The sequence below is a fragment of the Nonomuraea angiospora genome (assembly GCF_014873145.1).
GTDB lineage: Bacteria > Actinomycetota > Actinomycetes > Streptosporangiales > Streptosporangiaceae > Nonomuraea > Nonomuraea angiospora.
Genome location: NZ_JADBEK010000001.1, coordinates 9,287,439 through 9,311,587, shown reverse-complemented (window position 1 = coordinate 9,311,587; position 24,149 = coordinate 9,287,439). Strand labels below are relative to the sequence as shown.

Below are 24,149 nucleotides of genomic sequence, written 5' to 3'. Positions count from 1 at the left end.
GTGCGATAGTGAGATCAGATCAGGGAGACGGCACGTCGGGACGTAGCTAAGAGGCGGACCTCATGGACACGCCACCGCACCGCCTCGGGCTCGAACGGGTCGTCGAGGTCTACTCGGGTCACGACGACCTCGTCGGCGTGACCGGCTCCGGCTATGCGATCGGCGCCGATCTGGTGCTGACCTCTGGCCTGGTCGTGGCCCCCGGCCTGCCGTGCCGGGTACGCGCGGCCGATTCGGGCCACTGGGCCGAGGCCGAGCAGGTGTGGCGCGGGCGCGGCGGGGCGGGCGCGGTGCTCCTGCGGGTCGCCGGAGCACCCTGGGCCGGCCTCCCCGGCATCGAACACGTCCGCTGGGCCAGGGTGGCCGCCTCCTCCGGCGCGTCGGCGGGCTTCAGGGTGCGCTGCGTGGCCAGAGGATTCCCGTGGCTGGGGCGACGGGCCGGGTTCCGGGACGCGGAGACCGTGACGGGCCTGGTCGACGCCCCCACCGGCGCGGTGTCGAAGGTCCTGACGGTCAGCGTGCTGAGCCCGGCACCCGAATCGCCGCCCGGGTCGCCGCCCGGGTCGCCGCGCGAGTCGCCGCGCGAGTCGCCCCCCGTCGCGCTGCCTGGGTCGCCGCCCGGCGCGCTGGTCGCTGAGCCGGCCGGGGCGCTCACGCGGGGTCTGGCGGGCGCCGTTCTGCTCGCCGAGCCGGCCGGGCAGATCATCGGCGTGGTCGCCGCCGGCCCGCCCGGGGCCGCGCCGCACCGCCCGGACGCGGTGCCCGGGACCGCGCCGCACCACCTGGACGCGGTGCCCGCGACCGCGCTGCTGGGCGACGAACGGTTCTGCGAGCTGGCGGGGGTGGCGCCCGGCCGGCTGGAGACCGTGGCGGAGGACGACCCCTCGGTGATCCTCGCCGGCCTCCTGACCCCCGCCCGCGAGCGGCTCCCCCAGGACTGCTCGGACTGGACGCTGCTGATGGCGCGGCACGCGGTGGTGCCGTTCCTGGGGAGGGACGAGCAGCTGGCGGACCTGCGCGCGTGGGCCGCCGAACCGGCCGCCCTGTCGATCGCGGTGCTGACCGGCCGGAGCGGCACGGGCAAGACGAGGCTGGCGGGCGAGCTCTGCGTGGAGCTGGCCGAGGCCGGGTGGGACACCGGGTTCCTGCCGCTGGACTCCGCCGGCGGCCCGCTGACCAGCCGGGCGCTGGAGGCGTTACGCCCGACCCTGCTCGTGGTCGACCATCCTGACCCGTCCCCGCCCCTGGTGGGCGAGCTGGTACGGCGCCTGGCCAAGCACGGGCGCAACCCTCGCGTACGGCTCCTGCTGCTGGCCAGGGAGCTCGGCGAGGCGGACTGGTGGCGGCGGCTCGACACGGCGGCCGGCGGCTGGCTGAGACGGCTCACCTCCACGACGGTCCAGCTCAACGCCCACCCGCTCACCCTGGCGGAGCGCACGGACCACGCCCTCGCCGCCATGACGGCCTTCGCCCCCAGCCGGGCCGCGCTGCCCGCCCCGCCGCGCCTCGACGACCCCGAGTACGGCCTCCCGCTCCACGTCCACCTGGCCGCCCTGCTCCGGCTGTGCGACGACGAGCGCCCCACGCCCGCCCGCGACGGCGAACCGCCCGCGCACGCACGCGACGCCGACCTGCGCACGCAGCCGATGCGGCCGCACGGCGGCGGGCTGCTCCACCGGTTCCTGGCGCGGGAGAGCGACCAGTGGGCGCGGGTCTGGCCCGCCGAGCACGAACGCGTGGACGACGTGACGGCACGCCAGGCCGTGGCGGTGCTCACGCTCACCGCGCCGACGCCCGCCGAGCTGCCGGGGCTGCTGACGGCCGTACCCGGGCTGCGTGGCGGGACCGGCCTCCACGGCCACACCGCGAACGCGGCCCGCTGGCTGGCCACCGTCTTCCCGAGCGGCGAGCTGGGCCCCGACCTGGTGGCCGAGGAGCTCCTGGCCGAGACGGAGGGCCTGGACGAGCTCGTGCTCGCCCTCCACGACCACGAGGGCCGCACGGTCCACCACCTCGTCCACCTGCTGCACGTCCTGCGCCTGTCCGCCGACCGGGCGCGGGTCGGGTCGGCGCTGCGCTCCCTGGTCGGGGCCAGGATCGGCGCGATGGTCACCGAGGCCGCCGCGAACCCCGCCACCCGGCTCGGGGACCTGCTCAACGCCGCGCTCACGCTGTTCCCCGCCGACCGCGACCTCGCCGAGGCCGCGTCCGGCCTGCTGGAGAGCGAGCGGGGCGCGGCGCTGGGGCTGCGGGCGTTGCACGTCACCCTCGGCGAGCTGGCCGTACGGCACCGCCGGGCGGGCGGCGACCGGATCGCGCTCGCCGCCGGGTTGACCTGGCTGTCCGGGCGGCTGGTGGCCGTCGGGCGGGCCGGCGAGGCGGTCGTGGCGGCGGCGGAGGCCGTCGAGATCTACGCGGCCGCTCCCCCGTACGAGGCGGCGGCCGGGCGGGCGGAGGCGCTGTTCAGCCTGGGGTCGTGCCTGCTGCTGGCGGGCGAGGCCGGTTCGGCGCTCAAGCCCGCGCAGGAGGCGGCGACCAGGTTCCGCATCCTGGCCGAGGAGGACCCGGGGTACGCGGCGGAGGCGGCGCGGGCGCACCACAATGTCGCGTGCGCGCTGCTGGAGCTGGGGCGGCTGGAGGAGGCCGTGGCGGCGTTCGAGGCGGCGGGCGGTGACCCGGTCGCCGCGGCGCACCTGGCGGCACTCGCCTCCGCATCCCCTCGACCGTCCGTCACCCCGCGACCGGGACCGTCGTCCTTCACCACGTGGCCAGGACCCGAGCCGACCACGCAACCGGGCCTGCGTCCCGAGCCGTCCCAACGGGGCCTGGGCCCCGAGCCGTCCCATCCGGGTGTGCGCCCCGAGCCGTCCCAACGGGCCGTGCGCCCCGAGCCGACCCAACCGGGTGCGCGCCCTGGGCCGGCCTTCCCGCCGCCACCGGGAGCCGGGTTCCAGCCGGGCGACACGCCGCCGATGCGGTTGCTCGCCGCACCGACCGTGGCGCCACCCCCAGGCACGCGCGGCGTCCCGACCGTGACTCCACCCTCCGGCGCGCTCCCCGTCCCGCCCGTCACGCCACCTCACGGCGCGCTCCCCATCCCGCCCGTCACGCCACCACACGGCACGCTCCCCATCCCGCCCGTCGCACCACCACACGGCACGCTCCCCATCCCGACCGTCGCACCACCACACGGCGCGCTCGCCGTCCCGGCTGTGGCGCCGCCTGCGGGGACGGCGGTGCCGGTGCCCGGGCCGCTGGTGCCGTTCGAGGAGGAGCAGGGCGGTGCGCTGCCCGAGCTGGCCGCCTGCCTCGCCGTCGCCGCCACCACGGCCGTCAAGAGCGTGGCCCCCACGAACGCGGACCTGGCCCACCACCTGCACCTCCTGGCCGCCTGGCTCGAAGGGCAGGGCAGGCCGGCCGACGCGGTCGTCCCCGCCTCGGAGGCCGTCGTACGGCTGCGCGGCCTCGCCGCCCAGGAACCCGGCCTGCGATCCATGCTCGCCGACGCCGCCGGGCTGCTGGCCGGGCTCCATGCGCGGCTGGACGACCTGGACGCCGCCGCGCGGTCCGCCGCCGAAGCTGTACGCAACCTGCGTGCCCTGGTCGCCCTGGAGCCCGACGAGCACGGTCACGCCCTTACCCGGCAGCTGCTGGAGCTGGGCGAGCTGCTGCTGGTAGACGACCGGCCGGAGGCGGCGCTGGCACCGTTGCAGGAGGCCATGAGCGTGGCGGCCGACCGGCGCCCGGCCACGCAGGCGCGGGCCAGGCGGCTGCTCGGCCTCTGCCTGGACGAGCTCGGACGGTCCGCCGACGGCCGGGCGCAGCTGGAGCTCGCCGCCGAGCTGTATGACGGGCTGAGCCCCGAGGACCTGACGGCCGAGGACGGCTCCCCCGTCCTGCACGCCTCCGAGGCGCGGGCACGGGCGGGCCGCCCAGATCCGGCAGCCGGCCGCGCGGATGGCCAGCCGTGGCGGCCGGAGCCGGAGACCGGCCGGACGGGTGACCGACCGTGGCAACCGGAGCCCGCGGCCGGTCGCGTGGGTGGGCGGCCGTGGCTGTTGGAGCTGGTGACCTCGCGGTCGGAGGAGGCCGTGGTCAGTGCGGAGCGGCGACTGGTGGAGTGCCGGCGGGCCGCCGAGGCGGGTGGCACGCCGGAGATCCATGCCTACATCTCCGCGCAGGCCGTGCTCGCCCGGGCCTGGACGGACGCGGGCCGGGCCGGGGACGGGCTCGTGCTCGCGACGCAGGCCGCCGAGCTGCTGCGCCGCCACCCCGTACCGGACGCGCCGCAGCGCGAGCCCGGGCCGGAGCGGCCGCACGCGATCGCCGTGGGGATGGTGGCGGCGGCGCTCGGCAGGGCGCTCGTGGGGCTGGGGCGGGCCGAGGAGGCCAGGCCGCACCTGCGCACCGCCATCGAGTCCTACGAGCCGATGGCCGAGACGAGCGTCGTGTTCCGTACGGAGCTGGCCGAACTGCTGATCCTGGAGACCACCGCGCTGCCCCGGGCCGGGGCGCAGGCGGCCGCCGACCGGCTGGTCGAGCTGTACGACGGGCTCGTGTCGGAAGGGCTCGCGGCCACGTCCGCCCTCGCCGGGGCGCTGTGCCTGCAGGGTGGCGCCCGCTTCGCCGGGCAGGACGTCGAAGGCGCACTCCAGTCGGCTACCCGGGCCCTCGATGTCGTGACGCCGGCGGACGACCGGGTGCTCACCGCCGCCTGCCTGGAGCTCGCCGGCCTGTGCCTGGCCGAGCTGGACGAACCCGGCGCGGCCCGGCCGAAGCTGTCCGAGGGCGTCGAGCTGATGACCGACCCGCCGCCGCCGGAGCTCGCCGGCGTGCACCTGCGGGCCCTCGCGCGGCTGGCCAGGATGCGGGTCGAGGAGGAAGGACCGGCCGCGGGCGTCGCCCTCTACCGCCGGATGCTCGACACCCGGCCACTTCCCGGGACGGACGTGCTCGGAACGGTCATCGAGGAGGTCTCCGGCTTCCCGGGCGACCCGGCCGAGCTGCTTGCGTCGCTCGCGTCGTTCACGGACGCGCTGGAGCGGGAGGTGCCGCTGAGCAGCGGTGGCGGCGTCGAGATGCACGACCGGTACGGGCGTTGCCTGACGCGGCTGGGGGCGACCGCGAAGGAAGGCGTGGCGAAGGAAGGCGCGGCGAAGGAAGGCGTGGCGAGGGAGGGCGCGGCCCCGGAAGGCAGGGCGCGGGAAGGCGTGGCGGTGGTGTGTGCGGAGTTGGCCGTGCGGATCCAGCGTGGGCCGGCCGCCTTCTCCGGTGAGCACCGCGGGCGGCTCGGCCTGGCGCTGGCCGCGCTCGCCCGGCTGCCCGGCCAGGCCGAGCCCGCCGTCCTGGAGCAGGCCGTCCATCTCCTCGCCGGGCAGCCGGGCGGCGCGCTGGCGGACGTCCTCAACCGCTACGCCGTCCTGCTGCTCGAACAGGGCCGCCCCGTCGAGGCGCTGGCGCACTGCGAGCGGGCCGCCGACCTCTGTGACGAGCTGGACGACCCGGCCGTGGCCGCCGTCACGTACGCCCGGCTCGGCACCGCCCTGGCCATGCTCGATCGCCCCCAAGCCGCCCTGGAGGCGATCACCTGGTCCCTGGCCGAGCTGGACCGGGCCCCGGAAGCCGAACTGGACCGGGCCCCGGGAGCCGGGCCGGAGCTGCGCCGCGTGCGGGCTCAGGCGGTCCAGGTGCGCGGGCAGGCGCTGCGGGCCTGTGGCAGGGAGCAGGAGGCGTCGGCGCACCTCATGGAGGCGTTGCGGCTCTACACGGAGCTGTCGGAGCAGGGGGAGGCCGCCGAGACCGCCGCGCTGATCGCCGACGACCTGCTGGCCGCCGGGCGGCCGGAGGAGGCCGCCGAGTACGCCGGGATCGCCGCCGCCGGACAGCCGCCGGGCACGCTCAAGCACGCCCTGGCCACCCAGCGGCTCGTCCGCTGCCACATGATGCGCGGCGAGCTCGCCGAGGCCGACGCGCTCGTCGAGGAGCTGATCCCGTGGGCCAGGCGGTCGCCGGACGATCTCACGTACCGGGCCGTACTCGCCGACTCCCTGGCGCAGAGCTCGGAGCTGCTGCCCCTGCTCGGGCTGGACGAGGGGACCGAGGCCGAGGCCAGGGCCAGGGAGGCCATCGGCATCTACGACGAGCTGCTGACCACCGGCATGAACGCGCAGGCCCTGCACACCAGCCGGGCGGGCGCCTGCCTCACGCTGGCCTCCGCGCTCAGGATGCGGAACCTGGCCGCCGAGGCGATCCAGCCGCTGCGGGAGGCGGTGGCGGCGCTGGAGCGGTTCGGCCCGGGGAGCGCCGTGGAGCGGCGCTCCGGCCAGGGGAACCCGACGCAGCGCGAGCTGCTGTCCAGGGCGATGCTCATGCTGGGCGACGCGCTCATGGAGGCGGGCCGGGCGCTGGAGGCGGGGCTCGTCTTCCACCGCGCCACGCAGGTGACCAGGGACGAGCTGTCCAGGGCCGTGGCGCACGCCCGGCTCGGCCTGTGCCAGCAGGAGCTGGGCAGGGACGACGCCGCCGACGCGGCGCTGCGGGTCTCCGCGGGGCTGCTGCGGGACCTGACGGCCCACGACGGCGTCGCCGACCTGCTCCGTGACGTGCTGCGGGGCAGGTTGAAGCTGCTGGAGAAGGCCGGCAGGCGCGACGAGACGGCGGCGATCGAGGAGGAACTGCAGCGGCTCTAAGCGCCGCTCGCCTGGACCGTCTCGCGGGCCCACCGGTAGTCGGCCTTGCCCGCCGGCGAGCGCACCATCTGCTCCACGAACGCGTACGTACGAGGCACCTTGTACCCCGACAGCAGCGTCCTGCAGTGCCCGTCCAGCTCCTCGGCCGTAACCTCGACGCCCGGCCGCGGCTCCACCACGGCCGCCACCCGGTTGCCCCACCGCTCGTCCGGCACCCCGGTCACCACCGCGTCGAACACCGACGGATGCCCCTTGAGCACCGCCTCGACCTCCTCGGGGAACACCTTCTCCCCGCCGGTGTTGATGCACTGCGAGCCGCGGCCGAACACGTTCACGGTCCCGTCGGTGTCCACGGTCGCCAGGTCGCCGGTCAGCAGCCAGCGGGTGCCGTCCGCGTCGGTGACGAACGTACGGGCCGTCTTGTCGGGGTCGTTGTAGTAGCCGAACGCCACCCGCCCGGCCCTGGCCACGGTCCCGAGCTGCCCGGAGCCGGGCTCGACGGGACGGTGCCGCTCGTCGAGGACGGCCAGCTTGAGCACGGAGTTCGGCTGGTAGCGCAGGCCCTTCTCCGGCGAGGAGCCGGACACGCCGGAGGCGGTGAAGCCGGACTCGGTGGAGCCGAAGTTGTCCAGGATCCCGATGTTCGGGAGCGCCTTCTGGAGCCGGTCGCGTACCGCGCCTGACAGGATCGCCCCGGTCGAGCTGATCACGAACAGCGACGAGACGTCGTAACGGCCCTTCTCCAGCGCCTCGGCCAGGGGCCTGGCCATGGCGTCGCCGGTGATGTTCATGGTGACCACGCGCTCGCGCTCGACCGCCCGCCACACGTCCTCGGCGTCGAACTTGCGCACGTACACCATGGTCGCGCCCATCCACCAGGCGATGAACGTGGCCATCTGCGCGGCCCCGTGCATCAGGGGCGCCGCGGCCATCATGACCAGGGGGCCGGCCTTGACGGCCTCGTCGATCACCTCGTGCGGGGTGGCGCGCGGCTCGCCGTACGGGTTGCCGCCGCCGAAGGCCATGAACAGGTCCTCGACGCGCCACATCGCCCCCTTGGGCATGCCCGTGGTGCCGCCGGTGTAGATGATGTAGACGTCGTTGCCCGAGCGCGCCGGGAAGCCGCGTTCCGGCCGGCCGCGCTCCAGGGCGGTCTCGTACGGCACCGCCGCGCCGATCGCCGACGGCCCGCCCACCGAGATCAGGTGCTCCAGCAGCGGCGCCCGGTCCGCCACGGCGGCCACCCGCGCGTCGAACTCCACGTCGTAGACCAGCGCCCGGAGGTCGGCGTCGCGGTAGAGGTAGAGCAGCTCGGACTCGACGTAACGGTAGTTGACGTTGATCGGCACGGCCCGGATCTTCAGCGCGGCCAGCAGGCCCGCCACGTACTCGATGCCGTTGTAGAGGTGGAGGCCGACGTGCTGGCCGGGCTGGACGCCCAGGTCCATGAGGTAGTGGGCGAGCCGGTTCGACTCGGCCTCCAGCTCGGCGTAGGTGCGCCGGTCCGAGCCGCAGACGACGGCGGTCCTGTCCCCGATCGCGTCGGCGAGCCCTTCGAACAGGTCAGCGTGGTTGAACTCCATCAGGGTCTCTCCCGTCCGACGATCCACATCGCGAAGAACTGGGCTCCCCCGCCGTAGGCGTGGCCGAGCGCCGTGCGGGCGCCGTCCACTTGGTGCTCGCCCGCCATCCCGCGCACCTGCAGCGCGGCCTCGGCGAACCTGATCAGTCCCGACGCCCCGATCGGGTTGCTCGACAGCACCCCGCCCGAGGCGTTCCACGGGGTGTCGCCGTCGAGCGCCGTCGCGCCCGACTCGGTGAGCTTCCATCCCTCCCCGTCCGCCGCGAACCCCAGGTTCTCCAGCCACATCGGCTCGTACCAGGAGAACGGCACGTACGTCTCGGCCACGTCGATCTGCCGCCGGGGGTCGGTGATGCCGGCCTGGCTGTAGACGTCGGCCGCGCAGTCCTTGCCCGCCTGCGGGCTGACCGTGTCGCGCCCGGCGCGGAAGATCGGCTCGGAGCGCATGGCGGTGCCGTGTACCCAGGCCGGGGTGCCGGTGACCTTCGACTCGGACGACAGCACCATCGCGCAGGCGCCGTCGCTGGACGGGCAGGTCTCCAGGTAGCGGATCGGCTCCCACAACATCGGCGTGGACTCGACCATCTTCTGGTCGATGCCGGGGATCTTGAGGTGCGCGTACGGGTTCTTGAGCGCGTTGAGCCTGTCCTTGACCGCCACCAGCGTCCCGATGTGATCGGGCGCGCCCGATCTGCGCATGTACTCGCGGATGTGCGGCGCGAAGTAGCCGCCCGCGCCCACGACCAGCGACGCGCTGAACGGCAGGTGCGTGGACAGCGCCCAGGTGGCGTTGGACTCCGACTGCTTCTCGAACGCCACCACGAGCACCCGGTCGTGCACGCCGCCCTGGATGAGGCTGGCGCCGACCAGCGCCGTGGAGCCGCCCACGCTGCCCGCCGTGTGCACCCGCATCATCGGCTTGCCCGCCGCGCCGAGGGCGTCCGCCAGGTACGACTCCGGCATCATCACGCCCTCGAACAGGTCCGGCGCCTTGCCGATGACCACGGCGTCGATGTCCTTGAACGACAGCCCGGCGTCCTCCAGCGCCCGCAGCGCCGCCTCGCGCACCAGCCCGGCGATCGACACGTCCCTGCGCTTGGTCGTGTAGTGCGTCTGCCCGACGCCGATGACCGCACAGCGGTTGCCCATGTCAGGCCTCCAATACGGTGACGAGGTTGTGCTGCAGGCAGGGGCCGCCCGCGGCGTGCCCGACGGTGCGGCTCGCGTCGCCGTCGAGGATGCGCCGCGCGGCCTCGCCGATGCGGATGAGGCCCGTGGCCATGACGGGGTTGGCGGCCAGCGGCCCGCCGGACGGGTTGATCACCGTTTCGCCGGGCAGCTCCAGCGCGCGGCGCAGGATGATCTCCTCGTGCGGGAACTGGGCGTGCAGCTCGGCCACCTCGACGGGCCCCTTGCCGACCCCCGCCGCCCGCGCCGCGTCGGCCGCGGAGGCCGACGTGGACAGATCGCGCATGCCCAGGTAGTGGGGCTCGATGCGGTGGGCGATGCCCCTGATGTAGGCGGGGTTCGGGCACAGCTCCCGGGCCAGGTCGCCGGCCGCGAGCACGATCGCCGCCGCGCCGTCCGTGATGGGCGGCACGTCCGTCTTCTTGAGCGGTTGCACCGCGAAGTCCTCGCCGTCCGGATCGGGCAGGTCGAGCGCGTACGGGTTGGCCCGCCCGTCCGCCCGGCTCCTGCGGACGATCTCGTCGAGCTCCTTGCGGTCCGCGCCGACCGCGCCGGCCTGGAGCGCGGCGTAGGAGAGCAGGTCGAGGCCGAGGGGCGCCAGGTAGTACGGGTCGAGCTGGATCGTCATGATCGTGTTCAGGTCGCCGAGCGACGACTTGCCGAACCCGTAGACCAGGGCCGAGTCGATGTCACCGTGCTGGAGCCGGACCCACGCCTCGTACAGGGCCCACGCGCCGTCCATCTCCACGTGGCTCTCCGAGATGGGCGGCCAGGCGCCCAGCGCGTCGAGGGCCGAGACGAACGAGAACGGGGCGCCCGCGAGGTAGTCGCAGCTGCCGGAGCAGGTGAAGCCGAACCTTTTGAGCCCGGTGCGCTCCTTGACCTCGTCGATCACGGGCAGGATCAGCTCGGGCTCGGTCTGCCCGGCGTCGTGGTCGGTGTGCCTGGTCTGGGCGAACGCGACGATCGCGACATCTCTCATGACAGCTCCACGTCGGGCTCGCCGGTGGGGGCGAACCAGCGGATGTTCGACATTGAGGCCGTACGCTCGCTTTCCGGCACCCAGACCGCCCTGACCCGCATGCCCTGGCGCACCTCGTGAGCGGGTACGTCCCCGATGAGCGCGATCATGGGGATGTCGGCGTTGTCGAGCAGGATGTACGCCGACACGAACGGCACCTGCGGCGCCCGGGGATCGGGCAGGTTGTTGATGGCGAACGTCGTGATCGTGCCGGTGTCGGGCAGTTCGAGCGTGTCCGCGATGCCGCTTCCGCATTCGGGGCAGGACGCGCGGTAGGGCACGTACACCTTGTCGCAGCTCTCGCACCGCCCGCCGAGGAAGACGCCGCGCCGGACGCCCTCCAGGAAGACGCGCAGCGCGCCGCCCGCCTGGAGGCGGTATTCGGCGCGCACGCTGGAGACGATCTTCGTGACCTCGGGGGCGAAATGGGAGATGTCGCGGATGTGGCCGGTGGGCCGGTCGCTCCAGACCGGCCAGACGCGCGCGCCCACGGCCAGCGCCTTGGCGTTGCCCGCGTCCACGGCGTGCAGCAGCGCGGTGTCGGCGCCGTCCAGCTTGATCAGCGCCCAGGCGAAGGGGCGGTCGAGCGGGTGGCCTTCGAGCGGCTCGTCCACCCACGCCCAGGTGGTGACCGTGCCTGCCGGGCCGACCTCGACGTACTCGGCGGTCACCGGCTCGCCGGTCGCGGGGTCGTACTCCAGGGGCGGCACGAGCACCTTGCCCTCGTTCGTCCGCACCCCGACGATGCGCCGGCCGCGCAACTCGCTCAGGAACCGGCCGATCACGGGGCCTGTGGTTCTCGTGTAGCCGCCCGGGAACTCCAGGACGTGCTGGGCGACCAGCGGATCAGATGGCACGGTCTCGTCCCTCCCAGTACGGGGCGCGGAGCTTGCGTTTGAGCAGCTTGCCGTTGGGCTCTCGGGGCATCTCGGCGATGAAGTCGACGCTCTTGGGCCACTTCATCCTGGACAGGCGGCCCTCCAGCGAGGCCAGCAGCTCGCGGGCCAGCTCGGGGCCGGGTTCGACGCCCGGCGCGGGCTCGACCACGGCCTTGATCTGCTCGCCCCACTCCTCGTCCGGGATGCCAAACACGGCCACGTCCGCCACCTTCGGGTGGATCATGAGCTCGTTCTCGATCTCGGCCGGGTAGATGTTCGCCCCGCCGGAGATGATCATGTCGGCCTTGCGGTCGCAGAGGTAGAGGAAGCCGTCCTCGTCCAGGTATCCGATGTCCCCGACGGTGAAGTACTCCTTGAGCCGGTTCGCGGCGGTCTTGGCGGGGTCGCCCTTGTACTCGAACGGGACGCCCATCATCTTCATGTAGATCGTCCCGGCGGTGCCGGTCGGCACGGGCTCGCCCTGATCGTCGGCGATCAGCAGCTCGCTGATGGGCCAGGCCTTGCCGACCGTGCCCGGATGCGCCTTCCAGTCCTCGGGCGTGGCCAGGGTGCCGCCGCCCTCGGTGGCCGCGTAGTACTCGTACACGCAGTCGCCCCACCACTCGAGCATCGCCCACTTGACCGGGACCGGACAGGGGGCGGCGGCGTGGATCATCCACTTGAGCGAGGACAGGTCGTACCTGGCCCGGGTCTCCTCCGGCAGCGCGAGCAGCCGCTTGAAGTGGGTCGGGACGAGGTGGGAGTTCGTGACGCCGTGGCGCTCGCAGAGCCGGAGCAGCTCTTCGGCGTCCCACTTGTCCATGTAGACGAGCGTGTGTCCCATGTGCAGCGCGGTGCCGCCGAACTGGGTCACCGCGGTGTGGTAGTTCGGGGAGGTGATCAGGTGGGCGTTGGGGCGGCCCGGGGTGATGCCGAACAGCCCGAGCAGGAACGTCATGAGCTCCGCGGAGTCGTCCGGATCGAGGCCGTTCAGGCGGCGCTTGACGCCTTTGGGCTTGCCGGTCGTGCCCGAGGTGTAGTGCATGGTGGCGCCCGCGGTGCGGTCCGCGGGGGCGGTGTCCGGCCGGCCCTCGGTCAGCTCGCTCACCTGGCGGAAGCCGTCCGCCTTGTCCTCCCCGAGGAGGAAGCGGCGGTGCGGCTCGATGGCCTCGGCCGCCCTGGCGCCCTCCCCCAGGTAGCGGGGGTGCACGAAGAACGCCTTGGCCTCGCTGTCGGAGACGATGTACGCGATCTCGGGGCCGGTCAGATGCCAGTTGACCGGGGTGTAGTACCAGCCGGCCTGCATGGCGGCGAGATACAGCACGAGCCCGTCCGCGCCGTTCGGCACCAGGCCGCAGATGCCGTCGCCGGGCTGGAGCCCGAGCTCGCGTAAGCCGTGGACGAGGCGGTTGGCGCGGGCGAGCAGATCACCCGCCCGATGCTCCGTGCCGTCGGGGTCCACCGCCGCGATCCACTCGGGATCCGCCTGCGCGAGCCTCCAGAAACCGAGCGTGCCCATCCGCACTCCTTCTCATGGCTTCACTCCGTGAAGCGGGCTCGGTCGCCCTTGATGCCGTCGCCTTCCCCCGCTCTGGTCGCTCCGCTCCCGCCGCTCCTCCAGACGACGGCGCTCCCTCGCGGCGCGCGCAAAACAGGAACCTGTTCTCGTTTGCTGCTGGGAGCGTATCCTGGGGCCGAAGTTCGTAGCAAGCGCTTGATTAGACACTCCGGAGGCGTACGTGGAGCTCCTGCCGATCAGCACTCCCCACTGCCGGATCGAACGAGACGGCCATGTCCTGATCGTCACCATGAACCGGCCGGAGGCGCGCAACGCGCTCTCCTCGGACATGCTGATCGGCCTGGCCTCGGCATGGGCGTACGCGTCGGCCGAGGCCGGGATCCGGGTGGCGATCCTGACGGGCGCGGAGGGCACGTTCTGCGCGGGGGCCGACCTCAAGGCCATGGGGCAGCCCTCCACGGACCCGGAGGTCCAGGCCAGGGCCGCGCAGATCCCCAACTTCCACTGGAAGGGCCTGCTCAGGGAGGAGCCGCCCACCAAGCCGATCATCAGCGCGGTCGAGGGCTACGCGGTGGCCGGCGGCACCGAGCTGCTGGTGGGGACGGACCTGCGGGTGGTGGCGGAGTCGGCCACGCTGGGGCTGTTCGAGGCCAAGCGCGCGCTCTTCCCCATGGGCGGCAGCGCCGTACGCCTGCCCCGGCAGATCCCGTACTGCCACGCCATGGACCTCCTCCTGACCGGCCGCCCGATCATGGCGGCGGAGGCGCTGTCCATGGGGCTGGTCAACCGCGTGGTCCCCGACGGCCAGGCGCTGGCCTCGGCCCGGGAGCTGGCCGAGGACGTCGCCGCCTCGGGGCCGCTCTCCGTGCAGGCGATCCTGCGCACGTACCGGGACACGCTGGGCATGCCGGAGCCGGAGGCGCTGAAGGTGTCGGACGAGATCGGCTGGCCGGTGATCGGGTCGGAGGACGCCAAGGAGGGCACCCGGGCCTTCCGCGAGAAGCGCCCCCCGACCTACCACGCGCGCTAGTCGCCGGTGAGGCGCTCCAGCCGTTCGAGCGCCTCACCGTACTCCTCCACCAGGCCGAACATGACGTCCTTGGTCGAGCGGACCTGGTTGGTGAGGCCGATGACCTGGCCGGCCGGGAAGGTGGCCAGGTCCGACACGTCGGAGCGGCCGATGCGCCGCAGGGCGTCCGACACCAGCATGAACTGCAGGGGCATCGGCAGCGTGCCGGGCGACTCCTCCGACTCCCACGCCTCCGTCCAGGCGTTCTTGAGCAGCCGCGCGGGCTTGCCGGTCCAGCTGCGCGAGCGGACCGTGTCGCGGGAGGTGGCCTCCAGGATGCGGCGCTTGGCCATCTCCGGGGTGTCGGCCTCCTCGACCGTGAGCCAGAGCGAGCCGGTCCAGACGCCCTCGGCGCCCAGCGCCATCCCCGCCGCCATCTGGCGGCCGTTGCCGATGCCGCCGGCGGCCAGGACGGGCACGTCCACCGCGTCCACCACCTGCGGGATCAGCACCATGGTGGAGATCTCGCCCGTGTGGCCGCCGGCCTCGGTGCCCTGGGCGACCACGACGTCCACGCCGACCTCCACCTGCTTGAGCGCGTGCCGGGGCGTGGAGGCCAGGGCGGCGACCTTGACCCCGTGCGCGTGGGCGAGGTCCACCACGTCGGCGGGGGGCGGGCCGAGCGCGTTGGCCAGCAGCGCGATGGGGTGCCGCAGGGCGACCTCGACCTGCGGGCGCGCGGTGGCGTCCGTCCAGCCGAGCAGCACCTTGCCGGGGTCGGCGTCCGACGACAGCGGCGGCACCCCGTGCTTGGCCAGGAGGTTCTCGACGAACCCCCGGTGGCCGTCGGGGATCATCGACTGCAGGCGGCCCACCAGCTCCTCGGGCGCGAAGTCGGCGCCCTCGTAGGAGGCGGGCATGACGACGTCCACGCCGTACGGCTTGCCGTCCACGTGGTCGTCGATCCACTTGAGCTCGGTCTCGAGCTCCTCGGGGGTGAAGTAGAGCGCGCCGAGCACACCCATGCCGCCGGCGCGGCTCACGGCCGCGACCACGTCCCTGCAGTGGCTGAAGGCGAAGATCGGGAGCTCGATTCCGAACATGTCCGTGACACGTGTCCGCATGAGCCGACGATAAGCCGCGAAACCAGCGAACTGCAACGCGTTCTACCCTAGAACCTTTGCTCTAGTAATGAGCTCGGCCCGGCCCTTCACGGCCAGCCGGGCCGAACTGCAACCTGTTCCAGGGCTTACGCGCCGACCGGCTCCTTGACCACGGGGCGCGGCTCACGGCGGCGGGCGAACGCCAGCGCGACCGCGAACGCGAGCAGCCCCGCCGCCAGCAGCGTGATGGGGATCGTGGTCTTCACCAGGGTGATCTGGTTCTTGGCGTCCCTGGCCGTGGCCACCAGGTCGGAGACGGTCTTCGGGGTGAAGGAGGCGGTGGCGACCAGGGCCTTGGCCCGCTCGACCCCATCCTGGCTCTTGAGCGTCTCGTTCCTGCTCACTTCCTGCTTGACCGGCGCGCCGCTGGTGGGCTCGACCCAGTACGTGTCCACGCCCTCGTACCAGCGGTCGACCTGGACGTCACCGGTCCCGGTCATCCCCATCATCGAGGCGGGGGCGCTCAGCGTCGCGATCTTGGTCGGGGGCACCTTGAGCTGGAACTTGTAGACGGGCAGCCCGTCCACGGTGTCCTCGCCGACGAACGTCGCGTCGAAGGCGCGCTTGGCCGTCTGGTTGAAGTACTTGTAGGTCTTCTTCTCCGTGCCGAAGGGGAACAGGTAGATCTGCCCCTGAAGGGTCACGGGCTCCTTGTTGACGCTCACCCCGCAGCAGTTGATGCCCACGCCGGTGTGCCGGTCGAAGGCGCTGCGCCGCTCGGAGATGTTGATCTGCGGCTTGTTGTTGGTGACGTCGTCCACCACGGTGAACTCGTCCCACACGACGCGCGAGTCGGTGGCCTGCGAGACGTCGCCGCGGGTGGTGACCAGCATCTTGAGGTTGGCGGTCAGCACCTTGCCGTCGGCGACGGAGAAGTACTGGGACGACGGGGCCTCGAGCTCGACGGTGTTGTACTGGTCCGCCGGCGCGGAGATGATCCGGTCCGCCGCCCAGAATCTGACCATCCCCGCGAGAACGACCAGAAACGCACCAACGGCGACGAGAACGAGTACAGGTGTGCGCTGCATTCAAGATCCTCCTGGCGTCGAAGGTGCGAGAACCGGTTACATACTCAGCGCCCCGCCCCCCGGACATCAAGTCGCGCGTGTGATGTACGTAACATGATCGTTACTGGAAAGTAGCATCCGCCGAGACGTCTTGACAGCCACATCGGGGTAACAAATCGGAACATGTTCTACGGACGGCAACGTTCCGCCGGTTGCCCGCCCCCTCTCTTGACGTCATCCGCCGATTGCCTGTACCCAGGCATCGGAACGCGTTCTATTCTGGGTGTCTTCTCGACGGGACGGAGTCGCGGGCATGCGTGCCGATCTGGCCAGGTCCATCCGGCTGTTCCGCGCGTTCAGGACAGAGCAGGCCAAGCCGGACGCGTACTACACCACCCTCGCCGCCGACACCGCCGCCCAGCTCGTGGACCGCGTGTCCCTGGTCGGCGCCACCGTGCTCGACGTGGGCGGCGGCCCTGGATACTTCGCCGACGCCTTCAGGCGGGCCGGCGCCCGGTGCGTGTGCGTGGACGTCGACGCGGGCGAGCTGACCGGCCAGGGCGTGCCCGGCTCCGGCGTACTGGGCAGCGCCCTGGAGCTGCCGCTCGCCGACGGGTCGGTCGACGTGTGCTTCTCCTCCAACGTGCTGGAGCACGTTCCGGACCCGTGGCGGATGGCGGCCGAGATGGCCCGGGTCACCCGCGAGGGCGGGCTGATCTTCCTCGCGTACACGAACTGGCTCTCCCCGTGGGGCGGGCACGAGACCTCGCCCTGGCACTATCTGGGGGGCGAGCACGCCGCCCGCCGGTACGCGCGGGTGCACGGCAGGCAGCCCAAGAACCGCTACGGGCGCTCGCTCTTCCCCGTCTCCGTCGCGCACGGCCTGCGCTGGGCGAGGTCCGCACCGGACGTCGAGCTGGTCGACGCCTTCCCGCGCTACCTGCCGTGGTGGTGCCGTCCGCTGGTCAAGGTCCCCGTCGTCCGGGAGTTCGTCACGTGGAACCTCGTCCTGGTGCTCAGGAAACTCGGATGACGGCCGCCCCGGAAGGCCCCGCCCCCGGGCGGGACGCCGCGCTCGACGGCATCCGCGCCCTGGCCGCGCTCGGCGTCTGGGTCCTGCACGTGGGCGGCAACACCGGGATGATCTACCAGGAGGGCATGTTCGCCTGGATGACGTCCCGGCTCGGCATCGCCGTGCCGATCTTCTTCCTGCTGTCCGGGCTGCTGCTCTACCGGCCGTGGGCCCGCGCCGTGCTGGAGGACGCGCCGTCGCCGCGGGTGGGCCGCTACCTGTGGCGGCGGGCGATGCGCGTGCTGCCCGCCTACTGGCTGGTCACGGCGGTGGCGCTCTGGGCGTGGGGGCAGCTCGACTGGACGGGCCGGCTCAAGTGGCTGTTGCTGCTGCAGAACTACTTCGAGCAGGGGCGGGCGCCCGACGGGCTCTACCAGATGTGGACGATGCCCATCGAGATGGCCTTCTACCTGGTCCTGCCGGGGCTCGCCTGGCTCCTGCACCGGTGGGCGCGCGGCGGCAACCGGCCGCTGCGGCTGCTCGGCGGCATCGCGGTGCTCCCGGTGATCTCGCTGGCCGGCGTGGTCGTCTCGCACGTGCTCGACCAGCCGGAGCTGGCACTGTGGCTGCCGAACCACCTGATCTTCTTCGCCGCCGGCATGGCGATGGCCGTGCTGTCGGTGTGGATCAGGCGGCGCGAGGTGGTGGACGCGCTGGCGCCGCAACTCCTGGTGCTGGCGCTGCTGGCGTTCGCGGTGCTGAGCACGGAGCTGGCCGGGCCGCGCACCCTCACGCTGCCCAGCCTGTCGCAGTCGCTGTGGCGGATGGTCCTGGAGACGGCGGTGGCGGTGCTGCTGGTGGCCCCGTTCGCGCTGGCCTCCCGGCGCGACACGCTGCCGCACCGGGTGCTGGGCAACCCCGTGGCCGCCTATCTGGGGCGCATCTCGTACAGCTTCTTCCTGTGGCACGCGCCGGTGATCACGCTCTACTACAAGCTCACCGGCCGCCCGGTGTTCAGCGGCGACTTCGTGGGCGTGGCGGTGCCCACGCTCGTCGCCGCGCTGCTGGTGAGCGCCGTGAGCTACCACCTCGTCGAGGAGAACGCGCTGCGGCTCAGCCGCCGGTGGCGGTCAGCACCTCCCGCTCGGCCGGAACCTCAGGCTCCGGTGTCGGCTCCGGCGCCGTGACGAGCTGACCGAACAGCGACCCCATCGCCGCGCACGACAGGAGCTGCGGCACCTGGTCGAGCAGCGGATCGACGTCGACGCCCCGGTTGCGCAGGAACACCCCGGCGGCCAGCGCCAGCGTGGCCGCGCCGAGCAGGCCGGCGGAGGCCCAGTGCGTGTACGGGAGGCGTACCCGCAGCCAGAGGGTGGCCACGACGGCGGCGAGCGCCACGAGCATGCCGGGCCAGTCCGCCACCCAGCCGCCGAACGCCAGGCCCAGCACCACGACGTAGGGCACGCGCCAGCGCGCCAGCCGCGACTGCGCCGCGGCGGCGGTCTCCTTGACGTGCTCGGGGCGGGGGCCGTGCATCACCAGGGACAGGAGCGCGAGCAGCGCGATCCCGGCCAGGCCCAGCCCGAGCGCGAGCCGGTAGGGCTGGTCGGGCCCGTACGTCAGCCGCACCGTCCCCGCCGTGCCCGCGGGCAGCTGCCAGCCCTGCTTCCACCCGTCGATCCGGATCGGGCGCAGCTGCCGGCCGTCCAGCTCGGCCCGCCAGCCGGTGTTGAAGTTCTCGTTGACCACGAGGAAGGAGTCCTCGGGCGCGCTCACCCGTACCTCGCGCTCGACGGAGGACCAGGCGCCGCGGGCGGCGGAGCTCTCCACGGCCTTGCGCCGTGGCGGGAACGCGCCGATCGCGAGGTTCTCCACGGCGAACGGCTCCCAGCCGGCCGCCCGCACCCGGTTGTCCCCCGCCCGCAGCGTGACCCGGCCGCACGCGGTGATCCGCACGGGCCGCCCCTCCAGCAGGTCGGCATAGACGCCGGTGACCTTGGTCTTCACGGCCGCGCCGTTCACCTGGAGGGTCGGGCCCAGCCCGCAGCCCAGCCGGAACTCCGGCCCGGCCGGCCGGCTCGCCGGGCTGAGGCCGGGGATCACCAGCTCGGTGACCTGGAGCCGGCGCGAGGCCGGGTAGAAGCGCAGCTTCAGCCGCGTCGTGGTGAGCGGCTTGAACCGCAGCGTCCCACCGGCGTCCACCCGGCCGCCGCGGACCTCGCCCTTGGCGCCGGTCACGACCACGTCGAGCGCCTGCCGGTCGCCGCCGGGGCGGGCGACCTGGATCTGCGAGACGGTCCGCTTGCCCTTCCAGCCCAGCGTGAGCGTCGGCTCGGCGTCCTCCGGCGAGGGCACCCACGTGGTGGCGGAGTCGGCGTCGAACGCCGACCTCGGCGCGAGCACCGCGTCCTTGCTCATCGCCGACGACCCGGTCACCGTGGTCAGGTCGCCGCTCAGCCGGGTGAACCGGTCGACGAGCGCGACGTCCCGCAGCACCGCCGAGCCCCGCAGGGCGGTCTTCTTGCCGGACTCCGAAGTGAACGTCCGGTCGAACCCGGCGCCCTCCTCACCCGACCTGACCAGCAGCGGGTTGCACACCCAGCGAGCCCAGTTGCGCATGCAGCGCGGCCGCTCGTCCAGCCCGCGGTCCATGACGAAGACGTCCCCGTCCCGGCCCGGCATCCTGATGGTGCGGCCGGGCAGGATCCCGGGGATCGCGATCTCGGTGATGCCGACCCGCTGCACGAAGCTCCACTCCGCGTTGTACGTGCCCAGCACCCTGATCCGCACCCAGCTCGTCGGCCCGGCGGGGACGCCGAGCGTCTGGGCGTCGTTGGTCCTGGCGACGTCCTGGACCAGCCGGCCGTTCTCGGTCTCCACGGCCACCTTGCGGACCGACTGGCTGATCAGCAGGTTGTTGGTGAAGGTCACCCGCAGCCGGGGGATCTCCCGGGGCTGGCGGAGGTCGATCCGCAGCCATTCGTTCTCCGGCCGCTTCCAGCCGCCGCTCTCCCAGCCGGTGTCCAGGTCGCCGTCCAGCGCGGCCCAGGGGCCCCGGCCGGGGGTGCTGAGGCCGGGCACGGCGTCCGCGTCGGCGACCGAGGAGGAGGCCGTGACGTCGGCGATGCCGTCGTACTCGGCGGTGGCCGTCTCCTCCAGCCAGCCGTCCTCCAGCAGGTCGAGCTCCTTGACGCCGGTGAAGTCGTCGCGCCGGTCCGCGGTCAGGGTGGGTGACCAGTTGGACCTGATCTCGCCGAACTGCCGCTCGCGCAGCCGCAGGCCGTCGCTGACCACGGTGGGCAGGCCGGAGTCGGCCCCGTCGCCGTTCACCAGCGCCGGACCCTCGCCGAGCAGGCCGAGGTCGCCCATCGTCAGCAGCGAGTCCGGGCCGCCGCGCACCTCCAGCGCGTCCCCGGCGGGCTCCACGCTGACCAGGTCGCTGCTCTGCGACACCTCGTACAGCTCCAGCGCCGGGAAGGGCCAGTCCACCGATTCGACGGCGTCGTCGGTGGCGGTGTCGCCCACCTCGCCGCCGAACGAGGTGACCTTGGTGATGCCGGGCGACTCGCGCAGCGCCTCGTAGACGCGTGACGGCCAGGCTCCCTGCAGGTTGGCCCGCATCAGGTCGTTCCTGACGAGCAGGTAGTGCACGCCCATCCTGCGCAGCACCTCGGTCAGCCCCACCGAGCCGTGGCCGGCGGTGAGCCGCTGGTCGATGACGTCGAGCAGCCTGGTCATGCCCACGGAGCCGGCCGCCGTGACCTGCCGGGCGGTCCAGCGGACGGCGGACAGCGGCTGCAGCGGGTCGTCCATGGGCCGGCCCCACAGGTACTCGCCGAACTTGGCGCCGGGCACGACGAGCACCCCGTCGTCGCCGGCGTTCTGGTTGAGCCACGTCGCGGCCTGCCGCCAGTAGAGCGGCACCTCCTTGAACTCGCCGGGCGGGGCCAGGCCCTGGTTGAAGACCGGCAGGACCAGCGCGGCGAGCGTCGCCACGGCCACCGACCGGATCGGCAGCCGCGCCCTGGCCGTCACGTGGGCCAGCAGGTGGGCCAGGCCGAGCGCCAGCGGCAGCCGGACGAGGGGGTCGAACTTGCGCAGGTTGCGCAGCGGCGCGAGCGGCCCGTCGAGCAGCCAGCGCACGGGCTCGGCGACGACCGGCTCCAGCGCGCTCATGTGCCCGGCGACCAGCGCCGCCGTGCCGATCAGGAACAGGGTGACGACGAACCCCTTGGCCGGCAGGTCGCGCCGGGCCAGCCCGGCCAGGCCGAGCGCGGCGAGCAGGCCGGTGACCACGACCATGGCGGCCGCGGTGGCGATCTCGTACCCGGGCGGCTGCGTGGCGACGCCGTTGACGGTCAGGTAGCGCACCCAGTCGGAGGCGCCGCGCAGCACGTTCGTCAGCGAGGTGACCTGCGTGGTGGTGGAGGCCGTCTCGGTGTACGGCAGGAAGGAGAACGCGTAACGGCCCACCAGGAGCAGCGGCAGCCACCAGAACAGCGTGGCCACCGACACGGTGCCGGTCCACCAGGCGAGCAGCCGCCAGCGGGGCACCGGGCGCGGCCGGGTGAGGATGTAGACGACGGGGGCGACCAGCACGGCCAGCACCGCCACCGCGTTCACGCCGCCGCACAGCGCCACGGCCAGCCCGGACCTGATCGCGCCGCGGGCGCGCTGGCCCGTCTCCGCGGCGGTGAGCAGCGGGATCAGGATCCACGGCAGCATCGCCGCGGGCAGCCACTCGATCGAGATCTCGCCGAGGATCGACAGCGTGCGCGGCGCCAGCGCGTACGCCAGCGCGGCGGCGATCGCGGTGCCGGGCCCGCCGATGCGCAACTGCCTGGCCAGCCGCTCCACGCCCAGGAAGGCCAGGCAGAGCAGCGCCGTCAGCCAGAGCCGCTGGATCACCCAGGCGTCCAGCCCGGCCAGCTCGCCGAGCGCGAAGAACGGCCCCATCGGGAACACGTAGCCGGCGGCCTGGTTCTGGAGCTGCCCGAAATGCTGCAGGTCCCACAGGTGGGCGACGCGCTCCAGCCAGCCGATCGGGTTGAGCGCGAGGTCGAGCTTGGTGTCGGAGATGATGCTGCCGGGCTTGGTGGTGAACGCCAGCACGGCGAAGCCGAGGCAGCAGATCGCCAGCCAGAGCCGATGCCTGGCCCGCTCGCTCACCGTTCCTCCCATTCAAGGACAACTGGTGCGGCGGGGGCGTCGGGGGGACGGCGGATGAGGGCGGCGAGCCGCGCGGCGCTGCCGTCCCAGGAGAACCGGTCCGCCCATTCCCGACATTTCACGCTATAGGTGTCGGGGGCCACCTGGAGCTCGTCGATGGCCGCGGTGATGCCCTTGGCCAGGTCCGCGCCCTCGGGCAGCAGCCAGCCGGTCTCGCCGGGCCGCACCGCGTCCCGCAGCCCGTCCACGTCGTACGCCACCGTCGGCACCCCCAGCGCGGCCGCCTCCAGCACGCACAGCCCCCATCCCTCGCCCTGAGAGGTGTTGACCTGCAGCCAGGCGGCGGAGACCAGCCGCTCCTTGTCCTCCTCGCTCAGGTAGCCGTGCAGGACCACGCCCTCGGGTGCCGCGGCACGCAGCCGCGCCTCCTCGGGCCCCCTGCCGACGACGTCCACGACCAGGTCCGGCCAGCGCTCCCTGAGCTCGGGCACGGCCTCCAGCAGCAGCTCCACCCGCTTGTGCGCGACGAGCCTGCCGACGCACACGAGCCGCGGCCGCCGGCTCCGCGCGGCGCCCGCGCGCGGCCGGTCGGGCACCCCGTTCGGGACGAGGTGGATGGGCCCGCGCCAGCCGAGCCGCTCCCGCATGGCGCGCACGGTGGACGGCGAGACGGCCACGCACTCGCGCCCTCGGTACGCCCACCGCGACACCGGCCCCTCCAGGAACCGGCCGAGCGCGGCCAGCCACCACGCCAGGTGCACGTCGAACTGCCGGTCGTGCACGTGGTGCACCACGCACAACACCCGGGTGCGCCGCCCCACGACCAGCGGCGTGAAGAACGGGATGCCGTTCTGGCAGTCGAGGACCACGTCGAAGCGGTCGCGCCGGACCAGCATCCAGAGCAGCACCAGCGGGTAGACGGTGAACGACCCGCCCATGCGGACCAGCCGCACCCCTTCGACGCTCTCCTCACGGGCCTGCCCGGGGGCGCGGGCCGTGACGAACCACACCCGGTCCCCGCCGGCCGCGAAGCGCCGGGCCAGCTCCCAGGCGTAGACCTCGGCGCCCCCCGCGGCGGGATGCCACGGGTCACGCCAGTTGACGATGGCGATGTTCACGGATATCCGAGGGAGTCCAGCGGTTGCTTCACCCTGAGGGAGCCGCGCGACTCCGCGCGCAGCCGCGCCCAGATCCGGCAGAGCTCCAGCACTATGCCCAGGCTGTGCCGGGCCGGGGAGAACCGCGATCCGGGCATGTCATGCCACGTCACCGGGATCTCCAGCACCGTGGCGCCGTCCGCGACGCAGCGCGCGAGCAGCTCGACGTCGAAGGCGAAGCCGTCGGTCCTCAGCCGGGCCGCCATCTCGCGGGCGAGCAGCCCGTCGAAGAACTTGAACCCGCACTGGGTGTCACTCACCCCGGGCACGAGCACTCTGGCCAGCGCGCGGAATCCGAACGCGCCCAGCTCGCGGATCGGGCTGTGCCGGTGCTCCACCTCGGCCAGGGGATGCGCGCGCGAGCCGATGACGATGCGCTCGCCGGAGAGCAGCAGCCCGAAGGCGCGCTCGACGGCCCGCAGGTCGGTGGCCATGTCGGCGTCACAGAAGCCGACGAAGGGCGCGGTGGTCTCCAGCAGCCCGGCGCGCACCGCCGCGCCCTTGCCGGGCGTGGGGCACTGCGCGAGGCGTACCGGGACCGGCTCCTGCGGCCAGGTGCTGACGATCTCCGCGGTGCGGTCGGTGCTGGCGTTGTCCACGACGATGACGGCTGTCGGGAACGGAAGGCGGGCAAGCTTCGCGCACAGCTGCAGGAGCCCCCCGGGAAGTCGCCGTTCCTCGTTGTACGCGGGAACGATGATCTCAAGCAGTGTCGGTCGGCTCGTCCTCTCGTTCCCTCGACGGGAGGGCGGCAT

14 protein-coding genes are annotated in these 24,149 nt (G+C 73.3%); 4 read left to right on the top strand and 10 right to left on the bottom strand.

Features of this window, described 5'->3' with window-relative positions:
- The first annotated feature begins 62 nt into the window (after nucleotides 1-62).
- A complete protein-coding gene (locus H4W80_RS42905) occupies nucleotides 63-6,689 on the top strand; it encodes a tetratricopeptide repeat protein (RefSeq protein ID WP_192790296.1) in 6,627 nt (2,208 codons plus the stop codon).
- On the opposite strand, the gene H4W80_RS42900 is transcribed toward H4W80_RS42905, so the two are convergent.
- Genes H4W80_RS42900 through H4W80_RS42880 form a run of 5 tightly spaced genes read right to left on the bottom strand, consistent with a single transcriptional unit; the run spans nucleotide 6,686 to nucleotide 12,877 of the window.
- The gene (locus H4W80_RS42900; RefSeq protein WP_192790295.1) at nucleotides 6,686-8,272 is read right to left on the bottom strand and encodes an acyl-CoA synthetase; all 1,587 of its coding nucleotides are present in this window, start codon (nucleotides 8,270-8,272) and stop codon (nucleotides 6,686-6,688) included. The two genes, H4W80_RS42905 and H4W80_RS42900, sit on opposite strands and share 4 nt — an antisense overlap.
- Nucleotides 8,272-9,420, bottom strand: a complete 1,149-nt coding sequence (locus H4W80_RS42895; protein ID WP_192790294.1) for a thiolase domain-containing protein — start codon at nucleotides 9,418-9,420, stop codon at nucleotides 8,272-8,274. The genes H4W80_RS42900 and H4W80_RS42895 overlap by 1 nt, the downstream gene beginning before the upstream one ends.
- Nucleotide 9,421: 1 nt before the next feature.
- Complete coding sequence (locus H4W80_RS42890; RefSeq protein WP_192790293.1) at nucleotides 9,422-10,441, bottom strand: thiolase domain-containing protein; 1,020 nt, start codon at nucleotides 10,439-10,441, stop codon at nucleotides 9,422-9,424.
- Nucleotides 10,438-11,337, bottom strand: coding sequence for a Zn-ribbon domain-containing OB-fold protein (locus tag H4W80_RS42885; protein ID WP_318787314.1), 900 nt, complete (start codon nucleotides 11,335-11,337; stop codon nucleotides 10,438-10,440). Before H4W80_RS42885 ends, H4W80_RS42890 begins: the two co-directional genes overlap by 4 nt.
- Nucleotides 11,327-12,877 carry an acyl-CoA synthetase gene (locus tag H4W80_RS42880; RefSeq protein WP_192790292.1) on the bottom strand — a complete coding sequence of 517 codons (1,551 nt, stop codon included), beginning with the start codon at nucleotides 12,875-12,877 and terminating at the stop codon, nucleotides 11,327-11,329. The genes H4W80_RS42885 and H4W80_RS42880 overlap by 11 nt, the downstream gene beginning before the upstream one ends.
- Before the next feature lie 220 nt (nucleotides 12,878-13,097).
- On the opposite strand from H4W80_RS42880, the gene H4W80_RS42875 reads away from it, so the two are divergent.
- Nucleotides 13,098-13,907: a crotonase/enoyl-CoA hydratase family protein gene (locus H4W80_RS42875; protein ID WP_192790291.1), complete on the top strand. Its 810-nt coding sequence runs from the start codon at nucleotides 13,098-13,100 to the stop codon at nucleotides 13,905-13,907.
- Here H4W80_RS42875 and H4W80_RS42870 read toward each other — a convergent pair.
- Both H4W80_RS42870 and pgfA read right to left on the bottom strand, forming a co-directional pair.
- Nucleotides 13,904-15,010 carry an NAD(P)H-dependent flavin oxidoreductase gene (locus H4W80_RS42870; protein WP_192790290.1) on the bottom strand — a complete coding sequence of 369 codons (1,107 nt, stop codon included), beginning with the start codon at nucleotides 15,008-15,010 and terminating at the stop codon, nucleotides 13,904-13,906. The genes H4W80_RS42875 and H4W80_RS42870 overlap by 4 nt on opposite strands.
- A 125-nt stretch (nucleotides 15,011-15,135) precedes the next feature.
- Entirely contained in the window at nucleotides 15,136-16,077 is a 942-nt protein-coding gene (pgfA, locus tag H4W80_RS42865) for a cell envelope lipid trafficking protein PgfA (RefSeq protein ID WP_192790289.1), read from the bottom strand.
- Between the two features lie 292 nt (nucleotides 16,078-16,369).
- On the opposite strand from pgfA, the gene H4W80_RS42860 reads away from it, so the two are divergent.
- Together H4W80_RS42860 and H4W80_RS42855 are read left to right on the top strand one after the other, a co-directional pair.
- Nucleotides 16,370-17,089 (top strand): class I SAM-dependent methyltransferase, encoded by a 720-nt coding sequence (locus H4W80_RS42860; protein WP_192790288.1) that lies wholly within the window; start codon nucleotides 16,370-16,372, stop codon nucleotides 17,087-17,089.
- Nucleotides 17,086-18,255 (top strand): acyltransferase family protein, encoded by a 1,170-nt coding sequence (locus H4W80_RS42855; protein ID WP_192790287.1) that lies wholly within the window; start codon nucleotides 17,086-17,088, stop codon nucleotides 18,253-18,255. The genes H4W80_RS42860 and H4W80_RS42855 overlap by 4 nt, the downstream gene beginning before the upstream one ends.
- Here H4W80_RS42855 and H4W80_RS42850 read toward each other — a convergent pair.
- The 3 genes from H4W80_RS42850 to H4W80_RS42840 are packed head-to-tail and all read right to left on the bottom strand — an operon-like array spanning nucleotide 18,182 to nucleotide 24,149.
- Nucleotides 18,182-22,237: an alpha-(1->3)-arabinofuranosyltransferase domain-containing protein gene (locus H4W80_RS42850; RefSeq protein ID WP_192790286.1), complete on the bottom strand. Its 4,056-nt coding sequence runs from the start codon at nucleotides 22,235-22,237 to the stop codon at nucleotides 18,182-18,184. The two genes, H4W80_RS42855 and H4W80_RS42850, sit on opposite strands and share 74 nt — an antisense overlap.
- On the bottom strand, nucleotides 22,234-23,355 hold the full coding sequence (locus H4W80_RS42845; RefSeq protein WP_192790285.1) for a glycosyltransferase family 4 protein: 1,122 nt from the start codon (nucleotides 23,353-23,355) through the stop codon (nucleotides 22,234-22,236). The genes H4W80_RS42850 and H4W80_RS42845 overlap by 4 nt, the downstream gene beginning before the upstream one ends.
- The gene (locus H4W80_RS42840; RefSeq protein ID WP_192790284.1) at nucleotides 23,352-24,149 is read right to left on the bottom strand and encodes a glycosyltransferase; all 798 of its coding nucleotides are present in this window, start codon (nucleotides 24,147-24,149) and stop codon (nucleotides 23,352-23,354) included. Before H4W80_RS42840 ends, H4W80_RS42845 begins: the two co-directional genes overlap by 4 nt.

What these genes read in the sequence shown, in the direction of transcription:
- H4W80_RS42905 (WP_192790296.1), top strand. Translation starts at nt 63, where the DNA reads ATGGACACGCCACCGCACCGCCTCGGGCTCGAACGGGTCGTCGAGGTC.
- H4W80_RS42900 (WP_192790295.1), bottom strand. Translation starts at nt 8,272, where the DNA reads ATGGAGTTCAACCACGCTGACCTGTTCGAAGGGCTCGCCGACGCGATC.
- H4W80_RS42895 (WP_192790294.1), bottom strand. Translation starts at nt 9,420, where the DNA reads ATGGGCAACCGCTGTGCGGTCATCGGCGTCGGGCAGACGCACTACACG.
- H4W80_RS42890 (WP_192790293.1), bottom strand. Translation starts at nt 10,441, where the DNA reads ATGAGAGATGTCGCGATCGTCGCGTTCGCCCAGACCAGGCACACCGAC.
- H4W80_RS42880 (WP_192790292.1), bottom strand. Translation starts at nt 12,877, where the DNA reads ATGGGCACGCTCGGTTTCTGGAGGCTCGCGCAGGCGGATCCCGAGTGG.
- H4W80_RS42870 (WP_192790290.1), bottom strand. Translation starts at nt 15,010, where the DNA reads ATGCGGACACGTGTCACGGACATGTTCGGAATCGAGCTCCCGATCTTC.
- pgfA (WP_192790289.1), bottom strand. Translation starts at nt 16,077, where the DNA reads ATGCAGCGCACACCTGTACTCGTTCTCGTCGCCGTTGGTGCGTTTCTG.
- H4W80_RS42860 (WP_192790288.1), top strand. Translation starts at nt 16,370, where the DNA reads ATGCGTGCCGATCTGGCCAGGTCCATCCGGCTGTTCCGCGCGTTCAGG.
- H4W80_RS42855 (WP_192790287.1), top strand. Translation starts at nt 17,086, where the DNA reads ATGACGGCCGCCCCGGAAGGCCCCGCCCCCGGGCGGGACGCCGCGCTC.
- H4W80_RS42840 (WP_192790284.1), bottom strand. Translation starts at nt 24,149, where the DNA reads ATGCCGCCCTCCCGTCGAGGGAACGAGAGGACGAGCCGACCGACACTG.